Source organism: Streptomyces sp. 8N114 (assembly GCF_052245835.1).
GTDB lineage: Bacteria > Actinomycetota > Actinomycetes > Streptomycetales > Streptomycetaceae > Streptomyces.
The window spans coordinates 1-16466 of record NZ_JBQQBT010000018.1 but is presented as its reverse complement, the minus strand read 5'-3'; the positions used below and the strand labels follow the sequence as shown (position 1 = coordinate 16466).

The following is a 16466-nucleotide window of genomic DNA, read 5'->3' as shown; positions in this document are numbered from 1 at the left end:
ACGTGTACGGGAACGGAACGGGACCGCGCAGGGCTGCGCACCCGGCTGTGCACCGGGCTGTGCACCGGGCTGAAAGAGAGCGGACAAGAGCGAGGTGGGCCGGCGCGCGGAACGGTACGTTCGCCGCACCTCGAGCGCACCGGCGCGCGCCACGAGCCGCACCAGCCGACTCGCGCAACGCGTGTGACGTCACCATGACACCACGCCCGACCTGGGGTGACACCATTCAGCTTGACGTGACACCATGATGACGCCATAGTGGCGTCATGAACATCACGCCGTACGTCGACAGTCTCCGGCGCGAGCTCACCGCCGTGGCGGGGACGGGCGCCGAGGAGCTGGCAGCCCTTGCCGAACGGCTCGTCGCGCCACTGGAGTCGGCGGCACGGCTGGCCCTGCTGGAGGCGCTCACCACCGCCGCCGAGGAGATCAGCCGGGAGCTGCACCCCGGATCCGTCGGGGTGCGACTGCGCGGACGCGATCCGGAGTTCTTCGTGGCGCAAGCCCCGGCCACACCGGCAACTGACGGCGCCATCCATGATGCCGTCGGCGCCATCAAGCTGCCTCCGGTGCCAGTGGCTTCCTCGTGGCCACCGGCACCGGAGGCCGACGACAGCGGTACGTCCCGCATCACCCTGCGACTGCCCAACAGCCTCAAGTCCCGGGTGGACCAGGCCGCCGGGCACGGTGGCCTCTCCATCAACGCCTGGCTGGTGCGGGCGGTGGCCGGGGCCGTGGCGCAGGACGAGCTCACCCGCACCCAGCCGCGGGGGCGACGCGTCAACCAGCACTTCACCGGCTGGGTGCGCTAGCCCCGGCCACGCAGCGCACCGCCCACGACCAGAGACGAACGGGAACCCCCATGCCCAGCTACGAGACACCCGAGCCGATCTCGGCCGCGATCAACCTGCCCGCCGGCACGCTCCGTCTCCTGACCACGGGGCGCGGCGCCACCTCCGTGGAGGTACAGCCCAGCGACCCGGAGAAGAAGAGCGACGTCCAGGCCGTCGAGCAGACCAGGGTCGAATACGCGAACGGCAAGCTGAAGGTCAAGGCACCCAGGCAGCGCGGCAGCCAGAGCGGCATGCTCGACATCGTCGTAGAACTGCCCGACGGCTCCGACCTGGAGATCCGAAGCTCGTCCCTGGATCTGCGCAGCAAGGGCCGGCTGGGCGAGCTCCGGTGCCGCAGCGCCTCGGGCGACATCGACCTGGATGTGACCGGGCCGCTCGATCTGGACACGGCCAGCGGCGATGTCACCGTCAACCGGGTGGCGGGCCGGATCGACGTCCAGCTCGGCTCGGGCGACGTGCACATCCACGAGATCGACGGCTCCGGCTGCGTCAAAAGCTCCTCGGGGGATCTGCGCGTCGGCAACGTCACCGGCGAGCTACGGCTGAACGCGGCCAGCGGCGACATCGCGCTGTCCGTGGCCCACGCCGACGTCCAGGCCAAGGCCGTCACCGGAAACATCGTGCTCGGCGAGGTGGCGCGCGGCTCGGTCGCCGCGGAGACCTCCACCGGGCAGCTGAAGATCGGCATCCGCGACACCGTCCCGGCCTGGCTGGACCTGCACTCGCAGACCGGCAGCGTGCACAACGCGCTGGCCACCACGGACGGACCCGAGCAAGGCGAGGAGACCGTGAAGGTGGAGGCCAGGTCGCTCTCCGGCGACATCGTGATTCACCGCTCCTGAGCCTCCGCCCCTGAACAGGCCCTCCCCAACCGGCACTTCTGAGCCACCGCTTCGGAGCCACCGCCTCCGTGCCGGGGCACCGACGCGCCCGCGCGGGCACCGCGCCCAGTCGCACCCCGACAGGTAACGCACCAAGCCACTACACGAGAGAGAGACCACCATGCCCCCATCCGAAGCCGCGATCTCCGTGGCCGGACTGCGTAAAGCGTTCGGCTCCAAGGTCGTTCTCGACGGTATCGATCTGCACGTTCCCGCCGGCTCGATCTTCTCCCTGCTGGGCTCCAACGGAGCGGGCAAGACCACGACCGTGCAGATCCTCTCCACGCTGGTCCCCTTCGACGGTGGCACCCTCACCATCGCCGGGCACGACGTGGCCCGCCAGCCGAACGCGGTGCGCGCCACGATCGGGGTGACCGGCCAGTTCTCCGCGGTGGACAACATGCTCACCGGCGAGGAGAACCTGCGCCTGATGGGCGATCTGAACCACCTGAGCCGCCGTCAGGGCAAGCAGCGCGCCCGGGAGCTGCTGGAGCAGTTCGATCTGGTGGAAGCGGCCGGAAAGCTGCCCGCCTTCTACTCCGGCGGTATGCGGCGCCGTCTCGACCTGGCGATGGGCCTGGTCGGCCGGCCGCGCATCCTCTTCCTGGACGAGCCCACCACGGGCCTGGATCCGCGCAGCCGCCGCACGATGTGGGAGACCATCCAGCGGCTGGTGAGCGAGGAGGGCGTCACCCTCTTCCTGACGACCCAGTACCTGGAGGAGGCCGACGAACTCGCCGACCGTATCGCCGTGCTGGACCAGGGGAAGCTCGTCGCCGAAGGCACAGCCGACGAGCTGAAGCGGCTGGTGGCCGGCGGGCACATCCGGCTCCAGTTCGCCGACCGGTACTGGCTCGACCAGGCGTACGCCGCGCTCGGGCAGGGCGTCAGGGACGACGAGGCGCTGGCTCTCAAGGTGCCCACCGACGGCAGTGTCCGCGCCCTCAAGAGCGTGCTCGACGACCTGGAGGTGCGCTCCGTCGAGGTGGCCGCCGTGACCGTGCACACCCCCGACCTCGACGACGTCTTCCTCACCCTGACCAGCCGCCCCGCTCCGCAGAAGGAGACCGTGCGATGAGCGCCATGACGATGACCCTGCGAGACTCCAGCACCATGCTCCGCCGCGATCTGCGGCACACCATGCGCAACCCGTCCTTCCTGATCGCCTCCATCGGTATGCCGGTGGTCATGCTGCTGATGTTCGTGGGGCTGTTCGGCAAGTCCCTCGGCGAGGGCGTGATGTCCGGCGGCAGCGGCGACTACATCGACTACGTCGCGCCCGGCATCATCCTGATGACCGGTGCTTTCGGCTCGGGCTCCACGGCGGTCTCCATCTGCCTCGACATGACCGAAGGCATCGTCGACCGGTTCCGCACCATGGCGATCGCCCGCTCCTCGGTGCTGACCGGACAGGTTGTCGGCAGCGTCGTCCGTGCCCTGATCAGCGTGGTGCTGGTCACCGGCGTCGCGTTCCTGATGGGCTTCGACCCGAACGCCACCGCCGTCGAATGGGTCGCGGCCGTCGGGGTCTTCGCCATGCTGACGTTCGCGCTCACCTGGCTGGTGGTCGCCTTCGGGCTGCTCACCAAGAACCCGGCCGGCGCCAACACCGCGACGATGCCGTTGCAGTTCCTGCCGTTCCTCTCCAGCGCGTTCGTACCCACCGACTCGATGCCGACCGGGGTGCGCTGGATCGCCGAGTACCAGCCCTTCACCCCGGTCACCGAGACCATGCGCGGGCTGCTGCTGGGCGGCGAGATCGGCTCCAGCGCCTGGCAGTCCGTCGCCTGGTGCGCCGGTATCGCGCTGGTCGGTTACGTCTGGTCCAAGCGTCTCTACAACACCAAGGCCGCGGTCCGCTGACCTCCGTCTCCGTGCACAGCCCTGAAGCAGAGTCGTCTGATACGGAAAGGGCGCTCATGTCCACCACGAAGTTCGACATCATGGACCCCTCCCTGGTGGAGGACCCCTTCGGCCGGTACGGGGAGTTGCGGGAACAGGAGCCGGTCTCCCCCATCGTCTACCCCGGCGTGGACGCGGTCATCTGGCTCGTCACCCGGCACGAGGACGTCAAGGCCGTGCTCAACGATCCGCGCCTGGTGCGGGACCGCCGCAGCGTTCCCGGTATGGAAGGCCCGAGCATCACCGACCAGATGATAGAGACCTACGGTCTGCCCGAGGAGTACCGCGACTACTTCGAAGGCATGGTCATCATGGACGGCAAGAACCACGCCAGGCTGCGCACCCTGGTCACCCCGTCCTTCACCGTCCGCCGGGTCAACGAACGCCGGGAGCGGGTCGCCCGGATACTGGACAAGATCCTGGAGAACGTCGCAGGCCGGGAGCAGTTCGACCTGATCGAGGACGTGGCCTTCCCGCTGGCCGGGAACGTGGTCTGCGACCTGATAGGAGTCGAGGAGAGCGACTGGCCGCGGTTCCACCGGTGGATCCACGATTTCAATGTCGGCGACCCGTCGCTGCTCGTCACCTGCGTCCCGGAGATGGTCGAGTACACCAAGGCGCTCATCGCGCGGCGCAGGGCCGAGCCCGGCGACGACATGATCTCGCGGATGATCAGGACCAGCGACGACGACGGCGGACGGCTCACCGACACCGAGATGGTGAACATGGTGCTGCTGCTCATCCACGCCGGGCACAACCCCACGGCGCACTTCGTCGCCAACGCGGTGCTCGCCTTCCTGGACAACCCCGACCAGCTCGAGCTGCTGCGCGCCGAGCCGGAGCTGGTGCCCAACGCGGTACGGGAGATGCTGCGGGTGGGCGGCTCCGTGCACCTGGTCGCACCGATGTACGCGACCGAGGACGTGGAGATCGCCGGCGTACGGGTTCGGCAGGGCGAGGCCGTGATGGCGGCGCTGGCGGCTGCCAACGGGGACCCGCGCAGGTTCCCGGAGCCGCAGCGGATCGATCTGAGGCGGGAGACGGGTCCTGGCGACGGCCATGTGGCCTTCGGTCACGGGCCGCACTACTGCCTGGGCGCGGCACTGGCCAAGATGACCGGCGAGGTCGTCTTCGACCGGCTGATCGTCAAGGAGCAGGGCCTGGCACTGGCGGTGCCGCGGGAGACGCTGCGCAGGCAGCAGATGCCGGGCGCCTACCAGTTGCTGAGTCTGCCGGTCCGGCTGTGACCCGCCGGTGAACCGTCGAGCACACCCGAAGGGGGTGGCGGAGGCCGAGCCTCCGCCACCCCCTCTCGCTTCTCGCGAGAAGCGTCTTCACCAGGCCACGGGCAGCTTCTGGAGGCCGTGGATGGTGGAGAACAGCTGGTCCTTCATTGCCACGTCCTCGGGCGCGATGTCGAGGCGCAGCGTGGGGAAGCGCTCGAAGAGCGCGGCGAACGCGATGCGCATCTCCACCCGGGCGAGCTGCTGGCCGATGCACTGGTGCACACCGTGCCCGAAGGCGAGGTGACCGCGCGCGGACCGCGTCACATCGAGGCTCTCGGGGTCCTCGTACTTGTCGGGGTCGCGGTTGGCCGCGGGGAAGGACATCATGACCGGCTGGCCCTTCTCGATGAGCCGGCCCTCGACCTCCACGTCCTCCAGGGCCACCCGGATCGGCCCGCGGTGCACGATGCTCAGATAGCGCAGCAGCTCCTCCACCGCGCCGTCCACCAGCTTCGGGTCCTTGCGCAGCGCGTCGGCCTGCGGGGGGTTGGTCAGCAGCGAGTACACGCCCAGCCCGATCATGTGGGTCGTGCTCTCGAAGCCGCCCGCGAACAGCGTCAGGCCGATGTTGGTCAGCTCCTCGACGGTGAAGTCGCTGTCGTTGGCGATGCCGCTGAAGAGATCGTCCGTGGGGTTCTTGCGCTTGCTCTCGATGAGCGGCGGGAAGTAGCCGAGCATCGTGGCGAAGGCGTTCTGCACCTCCTCGCGGGTCGACTCGAAGCTGTCGGTGATCGCCATCGCCCGCTCGAAGTCGGCCCGGTTCTCCGCGGGGATGCCGAACAGGTCGCACATCACCAGGGAGGGGATGGGCAGTGCGAACGCCTGGATGAGGTCGACGGGCGGGCCCGCCACCTCCATCGCGTCCAGCGCCTCGTGGGTGACCTTGGCGATCCGCGGCTCCAGCTGGTTCATCCGGCGGACGGTGAACTCGGCGATGAGCTTGCTGCGGTAGCGGGTGTGCTCGGGCGGGTCCATCCGGATGAAGGCGCCGGGCTCCGCCGGCACGCCCTTGGTGGCGCCCGGCGCGTCGACCGGCAGGACCATCAGTTCCTGTTTGGCGCTGAACCGGGGATCGGCCAGGACGGTGCGTACGGCGGAGTAGCCCGTGGCGAGCCAGCCCTGGCGGCCCTCCGCGAAGGTCATCGGCCGCAGCGGATCCTCGTCCCGCAGCTCGCGCAGGATCTCGGGCGGATCGGCCGCGTTGGGTCGGGGCGCCGTGATGGGGTACGAGATCGACGCCGGGCATGTGCCGGTCATGGCGGGCTCCTTCACGTGACGGGCTGCTCGGCGGTGCCGAGCGCGTGCGCGGGACAGCTCTGTATCGCCTGGTCGACGAGGTCGTGCTGGTCGGCGGGCGGATGCTCGACGAGGACGTGCACGGTGCCGTCTTCGTCGTGCTGGTCGAAGATCTCGGGTGCGTTGAGCGCGCACAGGCCCGACCCGATGCAGGCCCCCCGGTCCGCGACGATCTTGAGGCTCATCAGCGGGCCATCGCTTCCCGGAGGCTCTTGGGACGCAGATCGCTCCAGTGCTCCTCGATGTACTCCAGGCACTTGGCGCGCTCGTCCTCCCCGAAGACCACCCGCCAGCCGGCGGGCACCTCCGCGAACGTGGGCCACAGCGAGTGCTGTTCCTCGTCGTTGACGAGGACGTAGAAGGTGCCTTCCTCGTTGTCGAACGGATTGGTGCTCACGGCTGCTCCTCGGTGCTTGTGGTGGGCAGGTCTGCTCGTCGGTACTGTCCGGTCGGTATGTGTTGCCCGGTGCCGGCTGCCCCGCGCTGGTTGCCCGGTGCCGGTTGTTCGGTACTTGTTGTTCGGTACTGGTTGGAGTGTCGTCAGCCGCCGCCGCGTGGTGGGCGGGCTCGACAGATTGACGAAGGGGGCCGCAGCGCCCGGCCGAGTGTTCGGCCGGGCGCCGGTCCGGCCCAGTGGCCGGATTTCAGCGGTCGGATGTCAGCGGTCGGTGACGGAGCTGTCCCGGCCGAGCGCGGAGCTGACGATCCGGCCGATCTCGGCCGCCGGGCCCGGGTGGTACATGTCCTGGTGAGCGCAGTCGATGTCGTACTCGTGGACGGTGCCGCTGATCAGCCGCCGCCACTGGGGGGCGTACGAGTCGTCCGGGTTGTGTGTCGCGTTGAAGAACAGCGCGTCGCCGTCGAAGGGAGGCGAGTCGTACTCCCCCATCAGCGCCACATGGTCGACCAGCAGCCGGGCGGCCACGTCGAGGAAGGAGTCGTCGTCCTCTCCGGTGACATGGCTGACCCGCTCGGCGAGGAAGTCCCGGATGTACGCCTCGTCGGCCGCCCCGTTGCGGGCGAAGTAGTCGCTCGTCACACAGTCCAGCAGGGCGAGCAGGCCCACCTCGTGCCCCTGCCTGCGCAGTTCGGCGGCCATGGCCTGGGCGAGGGTGCCGCCGAGCGACCAGCCCAGCAGGTGGTAGGGCCCCTCCGGCTGGACGGCGCGGATCTGTTCGACATAGTCGCCGACCATCTCCTCGGCCGAGGCCGGGACCGCGGAGCCGTCGAAGCCGCGGGCCTGGATCCCGTGCACCGGCCGGTCCTGGGGCAGATGGTCGGTGAACTCCAGGTAGCACCAGGCGAGTCCGCCGCCCGGGTGGATCCACCACAAGGGCTTCTCGCTGCCCTCGCCCCTGAGGGTCAGCACCACCCCGAACGGGTCGGTGTGCGCCGTCGCGGTCTCCGCCGTCTCCGCGGTGGCGAACACGGTGGCGAGCCGGGCGACCGTGGGGTTCTTGAAGATCGAGCGGATCGGGAGACTCACGCCGAGCTCGGTGCGGATCCGGCTGAGCAGCCGGGTGGCGCGCAGGGAGTGTCCGCCCAGTTCGAAGAAGCTGTCGTCGATGCCGACCTTCTCCACACCCAGCACCTCACCGAACAGCGCGGCCAGCGCCGCCTCCTGCGGGGTGCGGGGTGCACGGTAGCCGACGCCGCCGAACTCGGGGGCGGGCAGCGCCCTGCGGTCCAGCTTGCCGTTCGGGGACAGCGGGAAGCTGTCCAGCACGACGAACGCGGCAGGCACCATGTACTCGGGCAGCCGCTGCGCGACGAAGCCCCGCAGTTCGGCGACGGACAACTCGGGAACAGCCGGTACGACATAGGCGACGAGCTGTGGGCCGCCGCCAGGCGTGTCACGGGCGACGACGGCGGCCTGCGCGACGCCCGCGTGGGCCGCCACGGCCGCTTCCACCTCTCCCGGTTCGATACGGAAGCCGCGGATCTTGACCTGGGTGTCGGCACGCCCGATGTACTCCAGCTCACCGTCGGCGTTCCACCGGGCCAGGTCGCCCGTACGGTACATACGCGTACCTGGCGGGCCGAACGGGTCGGCGAGGAAGCGCTCGGCGGTCGGACCAGGACGGTTGCGGTAGCCGCAGCCCACCCCGGTGCCCGCCATGTACAGCTCGCCGACCACCCCCTGCGGCACCGGAGCGAGACCGGGGCCCAGCACATAGGCACGGAGGTTGTGCATCGGCCTGCCGATCGGGACGACCGGGCCCAGCGGGGTGCCCGCCGGCATCTCGTGCGTGGTGACGTAGAACGTCTCGCTGGGGCCGTACCCGTTGACGATCCGCACATCGGGCCATGCCTCCCGCAGCCGCTCCACCAACGGCGTGGTGAGCGCCTCGCCCGCGAAGACCAGGCTCTTGACCGACACCCGGCCGGCGATCTGGTCGAGGAGTTCGGCGAACGCGGACGGTACGGAGCTGATGACGTCCACGTCCCAGTGCTCCCGCTCGCTCAACGCCAGTACATCCCGGATCAGTTCGACGCTCCCACCCGTGGTGAGCGGCGCGAACAGCTCGAAGGCCGCCACGTCGAACCCGATGGACGTACTGGCCAGCATGCGCCAGCCGGTGGGCAGCCCCACCGAACGCACCAACGCCGCAAGCCCGTTGACCAGGTTCCGGTGCGTGATACCCACGCCCTTGGGGAGTCCGGTGGAGCCCGACGTGTAGACGAGGTACGCCGGATGGCCGGACGTCAGCGGGCGGATGCGGTCGCTGTCCGTGAGGTCGCCGTCGGCCGGGCCGGTGGCGTTCCCCTCATCGAGGACCGCGCTGCGGTCAAGCAGCAGGCGGGGCACCGCCGTCCCGGTCTCCGGCGCCTCCGGCGTGTCCGGCAGCACAGTGGCCGCCTCGCTGTCCGTGAGGATCAGTGCCGGGTCCGCGTCGCGGAGGATGTGCGTGAGCCGGCTGCTGGGGTAGGCCGGGTCGATCGGCACATAGGCAGCCCCCGTCTTGAGGACGCCCAGGAGCGCGACCGGAAGGTCCGGCACCCGCGGCAGCACGACCGCCACCACCGAGTCGGGCCCCACTCCCTGCCGCACCAGGTGCCGCGCGAGCCGGTTGGCCCGTGCGTTGACCTCGCCGTACGTCAACGTCACGCCGTCGCGGACCACGGCGGGTGCGTCCGGGACGCGCCGCGCCTGCTCTTCGAACAGCTCCGCGACGGTGCGGTCCGGGACCTGCTCCGCGGTGTCGTTGAGGCCGTGCAGGACCTTCTCCCGCTCGCCCGGCTCCAGGATGTCGACGGCGCCGACCCGGGTGTGCGGGTCCTGCGCCAACCGCGTCAGTACGCGGCCGAAGCGGGCGGCCACCGTTTCGATCGTGTCCGGGTCGAAGAGGTGCCGCTGGTACTGGAGGGAGAGGGTGGGATGCGGGTCCGCGCCGGCCATCAGCATCACCGGGTAGTGGGTGCCCGAGAACGGACGCAGTCCGGTGAGGCGCACCCCTGCCGCCGCGTTGGCGTCGTCGAGCCCCACCCGGTCGACGGGGTAGGACTCGAAGACGATCAGCGTGTCGAAGAGGCTGCCCAGTCCCGTGCTCTGCTGGATGTCGGTCAGCGGACAGTAGTGGTGGTCGAGGAGTCCGGCTTGGTGTTCCTGGGTGCGCTGGAGTACGTCGGCGAGGGTGTCGCCCGCGTCATACCGCACCCGGACCGGCAGGGTGTTGATGAACAGGCCCACCATCGAGTCCACGTCCGGCAGCGAGGGCGGACGCCCGGAGACCGTGGCACCGAACACCACATCCTCCCGCCCCGTCAGCTGACCCAGCAGCACCGCCCAGGTGCCCTGCACCAGCGTGTTGACCGTGACACCCAACTCCGCAGCACGACGCGTCAGCGCCCGCGCCTCCTGCGGCGACAGCGGAACATCGGCCTGCCCGATGCCCACCGCCTCACCCGCACTCTCACTCTCACTCCCCGCGTTCTCCGGTGCGAGAAGGGTGGGTTCTTCGATGCCGTCGAGTTCGGCAGCCCACGCCTGGAGGGTCTCCTCCCGGTCCTGCCGCTCCAGCCAGGCCAGAAAGTCCCGATAACCCCGCACCCGCGGCAGACCAGACGAGTCACCGTGCGCGGCGTACAGCCGCAGCAGGTCCTTGAACAGCACCGGAAGCGACCAGCCGTCGAACAGCGCATGATGCGCCGTCAGCACCAGCTCGAAACGCTCCGCCTCCAACGCCACCAACGACATCCGCACCATCGGCGGACACCCCGGATCAAAATGCCGACCATGATCCGCTATCAGGAACCGCTCGAACTGCTCACTACGTTCCTGGTCCGGAACCATCGTGAGGTCCACGAACTGCCACGGCAGCTCAACACCCTCGAGGACCAGCTGCACGGGATTGCCCCGCGCGTCCTCCACAAAGGCCGTGCGCAGATTCGCATACCGCTCCAGCAGCGCCTGACCCGCAACCCGCATCCGCTCCGCATCCACACAACCGGCCAGATGGAAGACCAACTGCATCTGATACGCATCGAAACCCCCGCCGCCGCTACCGGAGTCCACCAGCTTGCTGTGGAACAACAACCCGGCCTGCAACGTCGACTGCGGCCAGACATCCACCAGCCCCTGATACCGGGACTCCCACGCCTCGATCTCACCCTGCGACACACCCACCAACGGCACATCCGAAGGCGTCAGACCACCCGCCCCCGGAACCTCGGCGACGTGCCGGGCAAGACCCGTCAACGCCTCCACCCACAACCCCGCCAACTCCTCCACCTCACCCGCAGCCAACAGCCCGGACGGGAAGGAGAACGCCGTACCCAGCTGCGGGCCCTCGGCGCCGTCCATGACGACGGCGCTCACGTCCAGAGTGGACAGGACGGGCAGTTCTGTGTCGGGAGACGGGGCGAGCTCGCCGGTCTCCGGGGCCGGGCCGAAGCCGAGGCCGCGCAGATGCTCGGGCATGTCGGTGCCGGAGAAACGGCCCAGGTAATTGAAGCCGATCTGTCCAGTGTGGCGATCCGCCAGTCGCGTACGTGTCTCAGCGTTGAGGTGGCGCAGCAATCCGAAGCCGATGCCCTTGTCCGGGACCGCCAGCAGCTGCTCCTTGACCGCCTTCACCGCACGCCCAGCAGCCACTCCCCCGGCGAACGCCTCACCGACATCCACCCCGGCAAGATCCAGCCGCACCGGATACATGCTGGTGAACCAGCCCACCGTCCGCGACAGATCCGCCCCAGGCACAACCCCTTCCTCACGGCCATGCCCCTCCAGCCGCAACAACAACGAAGACGACGCCTCAACACCACGCCGCTCCCGCCACCGCGCCACCGCCAACGACAACCCCGTCAGCAGCACATCGTTCACACCACCACGAAACGCCGCAGGCACAGCGCCCAGCACCGACGCCGTCACCTCCACCGGCACCCGCACCCGCACGGTCGCCACAGTGGAGGTCACATCGACGGCCCGGTCCAGCTCACGGGAACCCAGCAGCGGATCGGGGCCCTCCAGCACCTCCTGCCAGAAGGGCAGTTCGGCAACACGATCGGGACGGTGCGCTTCCTCCACCAGGGCGTGAGCCCAGCGCCGTGCCGAAGTGGTGACGGGCGCGAGATCAGGGCTCCGGCCTTCGCGTACCCGCTCCCAGGCGGCGGCGAGATCCGGACCCAGCACCCGCCACGAGACACCGTCCACCACCAGGTGATGAGCCACCACCAACAACCGCCCCGCCGCAGCCGCATCATCCGGCTCGAACCACACCAGCCGGAGCATCACACCCGCAGCCGGGTCGAGGCGCATCAGAGCCGTGTCCAGTTCGGCCGAGAGCATCCGCGCCCACGACGCCGCGTCCTGCCCGCCGGCACACGGGATCCGACGGAGCAGCCCGTCCACATCCACGCTGCCCGGCGGAGCCACCTCCAGCACAGGACCCTCGTCCGCGCCGTCTACACCGTCCACGCCGTCTGCGCCGTCCACGCCGTTCACCAGGCGGGACCGCAGCACATCGTGATGGTCGACCACAGCCCGCACCGTCGCCACAAGGCCCTCGCGGTCGATCCCGGCGGGCAGCGTGAACGCCATCCACTGTGCGAAGTGGTCGAAGGCGGAGCCGGTGGACGACTCCCGTACGAAGTCGGCGATGGGCAGCAGGGGCGCGCCGCCGACGCCACCTCCGTCGAGCTCGGCGAGCACCGGTTTCCCGGTGCCGTCGGCGGCCTGGGCGACCTCGGCGAGTGCTGCGACGGTGCGGGCCTCGAAGACCTGCCGTGGGGTGACCTCCACGCCGGCTGTGCGGGCACGTGAGACCACCTGGATGGAGCGGATGCTGTCGCCGCCGACCGCGAAGAAATCGTCGTCGACACCGACCCGCTCCAACCCCAGCACCTCGGCAAACACACCCGCCAAAGCCGCCTCCACCGGATCACCCGGCGCCCGGTACTCGCCAGCCGAGAACTCCGGCTCGGGCAGCGCCTTGCGGTCCAGCTTTCCGTTGGGTGTCAGTGGCAGCCGGTCCAGGACCATGAGGGCTCCGGGCACCATGTACTCGGGCAGGCGCGTGGAGAGGAACGACCGCAGCTGGGACGGGGACAGTCCTGCGTTGATGTCGATGTCGGCCGGAGTGTCGCTGCCCCTGCTGCCACCACCGTTCTCGGCGCTGCTGTCGTCCCGGTCAGCAGCTTCGGCTGTCACAGGCACCACGTAGGCGACGAGTTGTTTGCCGCCGTTGGTGCTGCCGGGCAGGTCCCGGGCGATGACCGCTGCCTGCGCGACACCCGGGTGGGCGAGCAGCGCCGCCTCGGTCTCGGCAGGCTCGATACGGAAACCACGGATCTTGACCTGCGTATCGGCCCGCCCCACGTACTCCAGCTCACCCTCACGGTTCCAGCGAGCCAGATCCCCCGTGCGGTACATCCGCGCACCAGCCGGACCCAACGGATCCGCGACAAACCGCTCAGCCGTCAGCGCGGGCCGGCCATGGTAGCCCCGGCCGATCCCCGCACCCGCCACATACAACTCCCCCGCCACACCCGGCGGAACCGGCACCAACCCCGGACCAAGAACATAGATCCGCACCCCACCCAGCGGTGTCCCGATGGGTGCGCTGCCGGAGGACGGCAGTTCCCGTTCGGGAGACAGGGCATAGGCACTGGCGTAGTACGACTCGCTCTGCCCGTAGGCGTTGACTATGCGAACGCCGGGAAGAGCGGCACGAGTGCGTTCGACGAGAGCGGCGGGAAGTGGTTCGCCTGCGAACACCACCGCCCTGACCTGGGTCTTCTCAGCGACCTGGTCGAGGAGTTCGGCGAAGGCTGAGGGCACCGTGCTGATGACGTCCACATCCCAGCGCTCCCGCTCGGCCAACGCCAGCACATCCCGCACCACCTCGACCGAACCCCCGGTCGACCACGTGGCGAACAACTCGAACACCGACACATCGAAATTCACCGACGTACCCGCCAGCATCCGCCACCGCCCACCCCCACCCACAGCCTCCACCAACCCCGGCAGACACACCGCCACATTCCCCTGCGAGATACCCACACCCTTGGGCACACCCGTCGACCCCGACGTGAACATCACATACGCCAGACCCCCCGCCGACACCGGACCCCTACGCTCCGCATCACTCAGATCGGAGCCATCCCCCTCCTCGAACACCGCACCCCGGTCCACGTACAACCGCTCCACACCCGACTCCGGCAGCACACCGGCGGCCTCGCTGTCGGTGACGATCAGTGCCGGAGCCGCATCCCGGAGAATCTGCGCAAGCCGACTGCTGGGATACGCCGGATCGATCGGCACATACGCCGCCCCCGACTTCAACACCCCCAACAACGCCACCGGCAGATCAGCGGTCCGCGACACTGCCAACGCCACCACATCACCAGCCCCCACACCACGACCGGCCAGCACCCGCGCAAAACGGTTCGCCCGCGCATTCACCTCCCCGAACGACAACCGCGAACCCCCACACACCACAGCCACCGCACCCGGCGACCGCCCAACCCACTCCTCGAACAACCCCACCAACGACACACCACACTCACCGTCAGCCGACCCACCCACACCAGCCGACAGCGCATGACGCTCAGCCAGCCACGCACGCTCCTCCACCGACAACACATCCACCACACCCACCCGCAACAACGGATCCGCGGTCAACGCCTCCAGCGCCTGTACGAAGCGCGCGACGAGGGTTTCGACAGTGCTGTGGTCGAACAGGTCGGTGGCGTACTCGACGATGCCGTGCACTTCCCGCCCCTCGGGACCGGGCAGGTCGGCGAGGTTGAAGAACAGGTCGAACTTCGCGGTCCGGGTGGTGTGCGGCTGGAAGGCCACGTCCAGGCCGGGCAGTCGGACGTCACTGCGGTTGAAGTTCTGCCAGGCGAACATCACCTGGAAGAGCGGGTGGTAGGCGGTGGAGCGGTCCGGGTTGAGCAGCTCCACCAGGCGTTCGAAGGGTGCGTCCTGATGGTCGTACGCGGCCAGTGCGCGGTCGCGTACCTGGTCCAGTACGTCCTCGAACGTAGGGTTGCCGGACAGGTCGACCCGCAGCACCCAGGTGTTGACGAAGAAGCCGATGAGGTCGGCGAGGCCCTCGTCCGTGCGGCCCGCGATGGGCGAGCCGAGGGTGATGTCGTCGCCACTGCCCATTCGGCCGAGCAGCACTGCGAGCGCCGACTGCAACACCATGGGCACGGTCACCCCGCGCTCCCGGGCCAGCTCCTCGGCTGTCAGCAGCCGTGCGTCGAGCCGCAGGTCCAGGGCGCCGCCGCGGCGGCTCGCGACGGGCGGACGGGGCCGGTCGGTGGGCAGCGGCATCGGCTGCGGTACGTCGGCCAGCTCGTCCCGCCAGTACGCCAGCTGCTGCGCGAGCAGGCTTTCGGGATCGTCCTCCTCGCCCAGCAGCTCCTGCTGCCACAGCGTGTAGTCCACGTACTGCACGGGGAGTTCGGGCCAGTCGGGGGCGCGTCCCGCGAGGCGTGCCGTATAGGCCGTGGAGAGGTCCCTGGCCAGCGGTGCTGTGGACTCGCCGTCGCCCGCGAAGTGGTGCAGCAACAGCACGAGGACGTACTGGTCCGTGCCGGCACGTCGCAGGACAGAGGCCCGCACGGGCAGCTCCGAGGAGAGGTCGAACGGATGGGTGAGTGCCGCCTCGACAGCTGCGGGCTCCTCATCCGGGGTGACGACCGTCAGCGGAACGTCCAAGGACAGCTCATCGACGGGGACGACACGCTGGAACGGCGTCCCGTCGGCGTCCTCCTCGATCAGGGTGCGCAAGGTCTCGTGCCGGTGGACGACGTCACGGAACGCGGCCCGCAGCGCCTCGATGTCCAGCCGGCCGGTCAGCCGTAGGGCGAGCGGGATGTTGTACGTCGCCGAGGGGCCCTCGAACCGGTGGATGAACCATAGGCGGCGCTGTGCGTAGGAGAGCGGCACCCGTTCGGGCCGCTCGATGGCGCGCCGCAGCGGCGCCCGCGTCGGCGATCCGCTCGAGAGATGGACGGCCAGTCCCGAGAGATGGACGGCCAGTTCTGCCACGGTCGGCGACTCGAAGACGAGCCGGATGGGGATCTCCGCACCGAACGCGGTACGGACGAGACCGATCAGCCGCGTGGCGCGCAGGGAGTGGCCGCCCACGTCGAAGAAGTTGTCGTCGATGCCGATCCGCTCCAGCCCCAGCACCTCGGCGAAGATCCCGGCCAGGGTCTCCTCCGTGGCATTGCGCGGCGCCCGGTACTCGCCACCCCCGAACTCGGGCTCGGGCAGCGCCTTGCGGTCGACCTTGCCGCTGGCGTTGACGGGCAGCTCGTCCATGACGACGAATGCCGCCGGCACCATGTACTCCGGCAGCCGTCCGGAGAGGAAGGCGCGCACCTCGGCCACGGAGACCTGGGCGGGAGCCGACGGTGCGGCGGTGCTGCCGTTGCCGTTGCCGTTGCCGTTGCCGTTGCCGTTGCCGCCGGGAACGAGGTAGGCGACGAGTTGTTTCCCGCCTCCCTCACCTCGGGCCTGGCGGGCGACGACGGTGGCCTGTGCGATGTCGGGGTGCGCCAGCAGTGCGGCCTCGATCTCGCCGGGCTCGATACGGAAACCACGCACCTTGACCTGGAAATCGGCGCGCCCGATGTAGTCGATCGCTCCGTCCGCCCGCCAGGTGACCAGGTCACCACTGCGATACATCCGCGCCCCGGGCGGCCCGAACGGATCAGCCACGAACCGCTCAGCCGTCAGACCATGCCGCCCCAGATAACCCCGCGCCAACTGCACACCAGCCAGATACAAC

General features: G+C 69.4%; 9 protein-coding genes. 5 read left to right on the top strand and 4 right to left on the bottom strand.

Annotation, left to right across the window (positions count from 1 at the left end; genetic code table 11):
• The first annotated feature begins 266 nt into the window (after positions 1 to 266).
• From ACTWQF_RS27720 to ACTWQF_RS27700, 5 genes are all read left to right on the top strand, one after another.
• Entirely contained in the window at positions 267 to 812 is a 546-nt protein-coding gene (locus ACTWQF_RS27720) for a hypothetical protein (RefSeq protein WP_443282432.1), read from the top strand.
• Positions 813 to 862: 50 nt separating this feature from the next.
• Positions 863 to 1696, top strand: coding sequence for a DUF4097 family beta strand repeat-containing protein (locus ACTWQF_RS27715; protein ID WP_443282431.1), 834 nt, complete (start codon positions 863 to 865; stop codon positions 1694 to 1696).
• Between the two features lie 160 nt (positions 1697 to 1856).
• Complete coding sequence (locus ACTWQF_RS27710) at positions 1857 to 2813, top strand: ATP-binding cassette domain-containing protein (RefSeq protein WP_443282430.1); 957 nt, start codon at positions 1857 to 1859, stop codon at positions 2811 to 2813.
• Positions 2810 to 3598, top strand: a complete 789-nt coding sequence (locus tag ACTWQF_RS27705; RefSeq protein ID WP_443282429.1) for an ABC transporter permease — start codon at positions 2810 to 2812, stop codon at positions 3596 to 3598. The genes ACTWQF_RS27710 and ACTWQF_RS27705 overlap by 4 nt, the downstream gene beginning before the upstream one ends.
• Positions 3599 to 3654: 56 nt before the next feature.
• Positions 3655 to 4884: a cytochrome P450 family protein gene (locus ACTWQF_RS27700; protein WP_443282428.1), complete on the top strand. Its 1230-nt coding sequence runs from the start codon at positions 3655 to 3657 to the stop codon at positions 4882 to 4884.
• Positions 4885 to 4971: 87 nt separating this feature from the next.
• On the opposite strand, the gene ACTWQF_RS27695 is transcribed toward ACTWQF_RS27700, so the two are convergent.
• The 4 genes from ACTWQF_RS27695 to ACTWQF_RS27680 form a co-directional block, all read right to left on the bottom strand.
• Complete coding sequence (locus tag ACTWQF_RS27695; RefSeq protein ID WP_443282427.1) at positions 4972 to 6180, bottom strand: cytochrome P450; 1209 nt, start codon at positions 6178 to 6180, stop codon at positions 4972 to 4974.
• An 11-nt stretch (positions 6181 to 6191) separates the two neighbouring features.
• Complete coding sequence (locus tag ACTWQF_RS27690) at positions 6192 to 6404, bottom strand: ferredoxin (RefSeq protein ID WP_443282426.1); 213 nt, start codon at positions 6402 to 6404, stop codon at positions 6192 to 6194.
• Positions 6404 to 6616 carry an MbtH family protein gene (locus tag ACTWQF_RS27685; RefSeq protein WP_443282425.1) on the bottom strand — a complete coding sequence of 71 codons (213 nt, stop codon included), beginning with the start codon at positions 6614 to 6616 and terminating at the stop codon, positions 6404 to 6406. Before ACTWQF_RS27685 ends, ACTWQF_RS27690 begins: the two co-directional genes overlap by 1 nt.
• 261 nt (positions 6617 to 6877) lie before the next feature.
• The coding region (locus tag ACTWQF_RS27680) for an amino acid adenylation domain-containing protein (RefSeq protein ID WP_443282424.1) at positions 6878 to 16466 on the bottom strand (9589 nt) is incomplete at its 5' end.

Excerpts from the sequence above, each read along its gene's own strand:
- ACTWQF_RS27695 (WP_443282427.1), bottom strand. The coding sequence starts at position 6,180 with ATGACCGGCACATGCCCGGCGTCGATCTCGTACCCCATCACGGCGCCC.
- ACTWQF_RS27720 (WP_443282432.1), top strand. The coding sequence starts at position 267 with ATGAACATCACGCCGTACGTCGACAGTCTCCGGCGCGAGCTCACCGCC.
- ACTWQF_RS27710 (WP_443282430.1), top strand. The coding sequence starts at position 1,857 with ATGCCCCCATCCGAAGCCGCGATCTCCGTGGCCGGACTGCGTAAAGCG.
- ACTWQF_RS27700 (WP_443282428.1), top strand. The coding sequence starts at position 3,655 with ATGTCCACCACGAAGTTCGACATCATGGACCCCTCCCTGGTGGAGGAC.
- ACTWQF_RS27705 (WP_443282429.1), top strand. The coding sequence starts at position 2,810 with ATGAGCGCCATGACGATGACCCTGCGAGACTCCAGCACCATGCTCCGC.
- ACTWQF_RS27715 (WP_443282431.1), top strand. The coding sequence starts at position 863 with ATGCCCAGCTACGAGACACCCGAGCCGATCTCGGCCGCGATCAACCTG.
- ACTWQF_RS27690 (WP_443282426.1), bottom strand. The coding sequence starts at position 6,404 with ATGAGCCTCAAGATCGTCGCGGACCGGGGGGCCTGCATCGGGTCGGGC.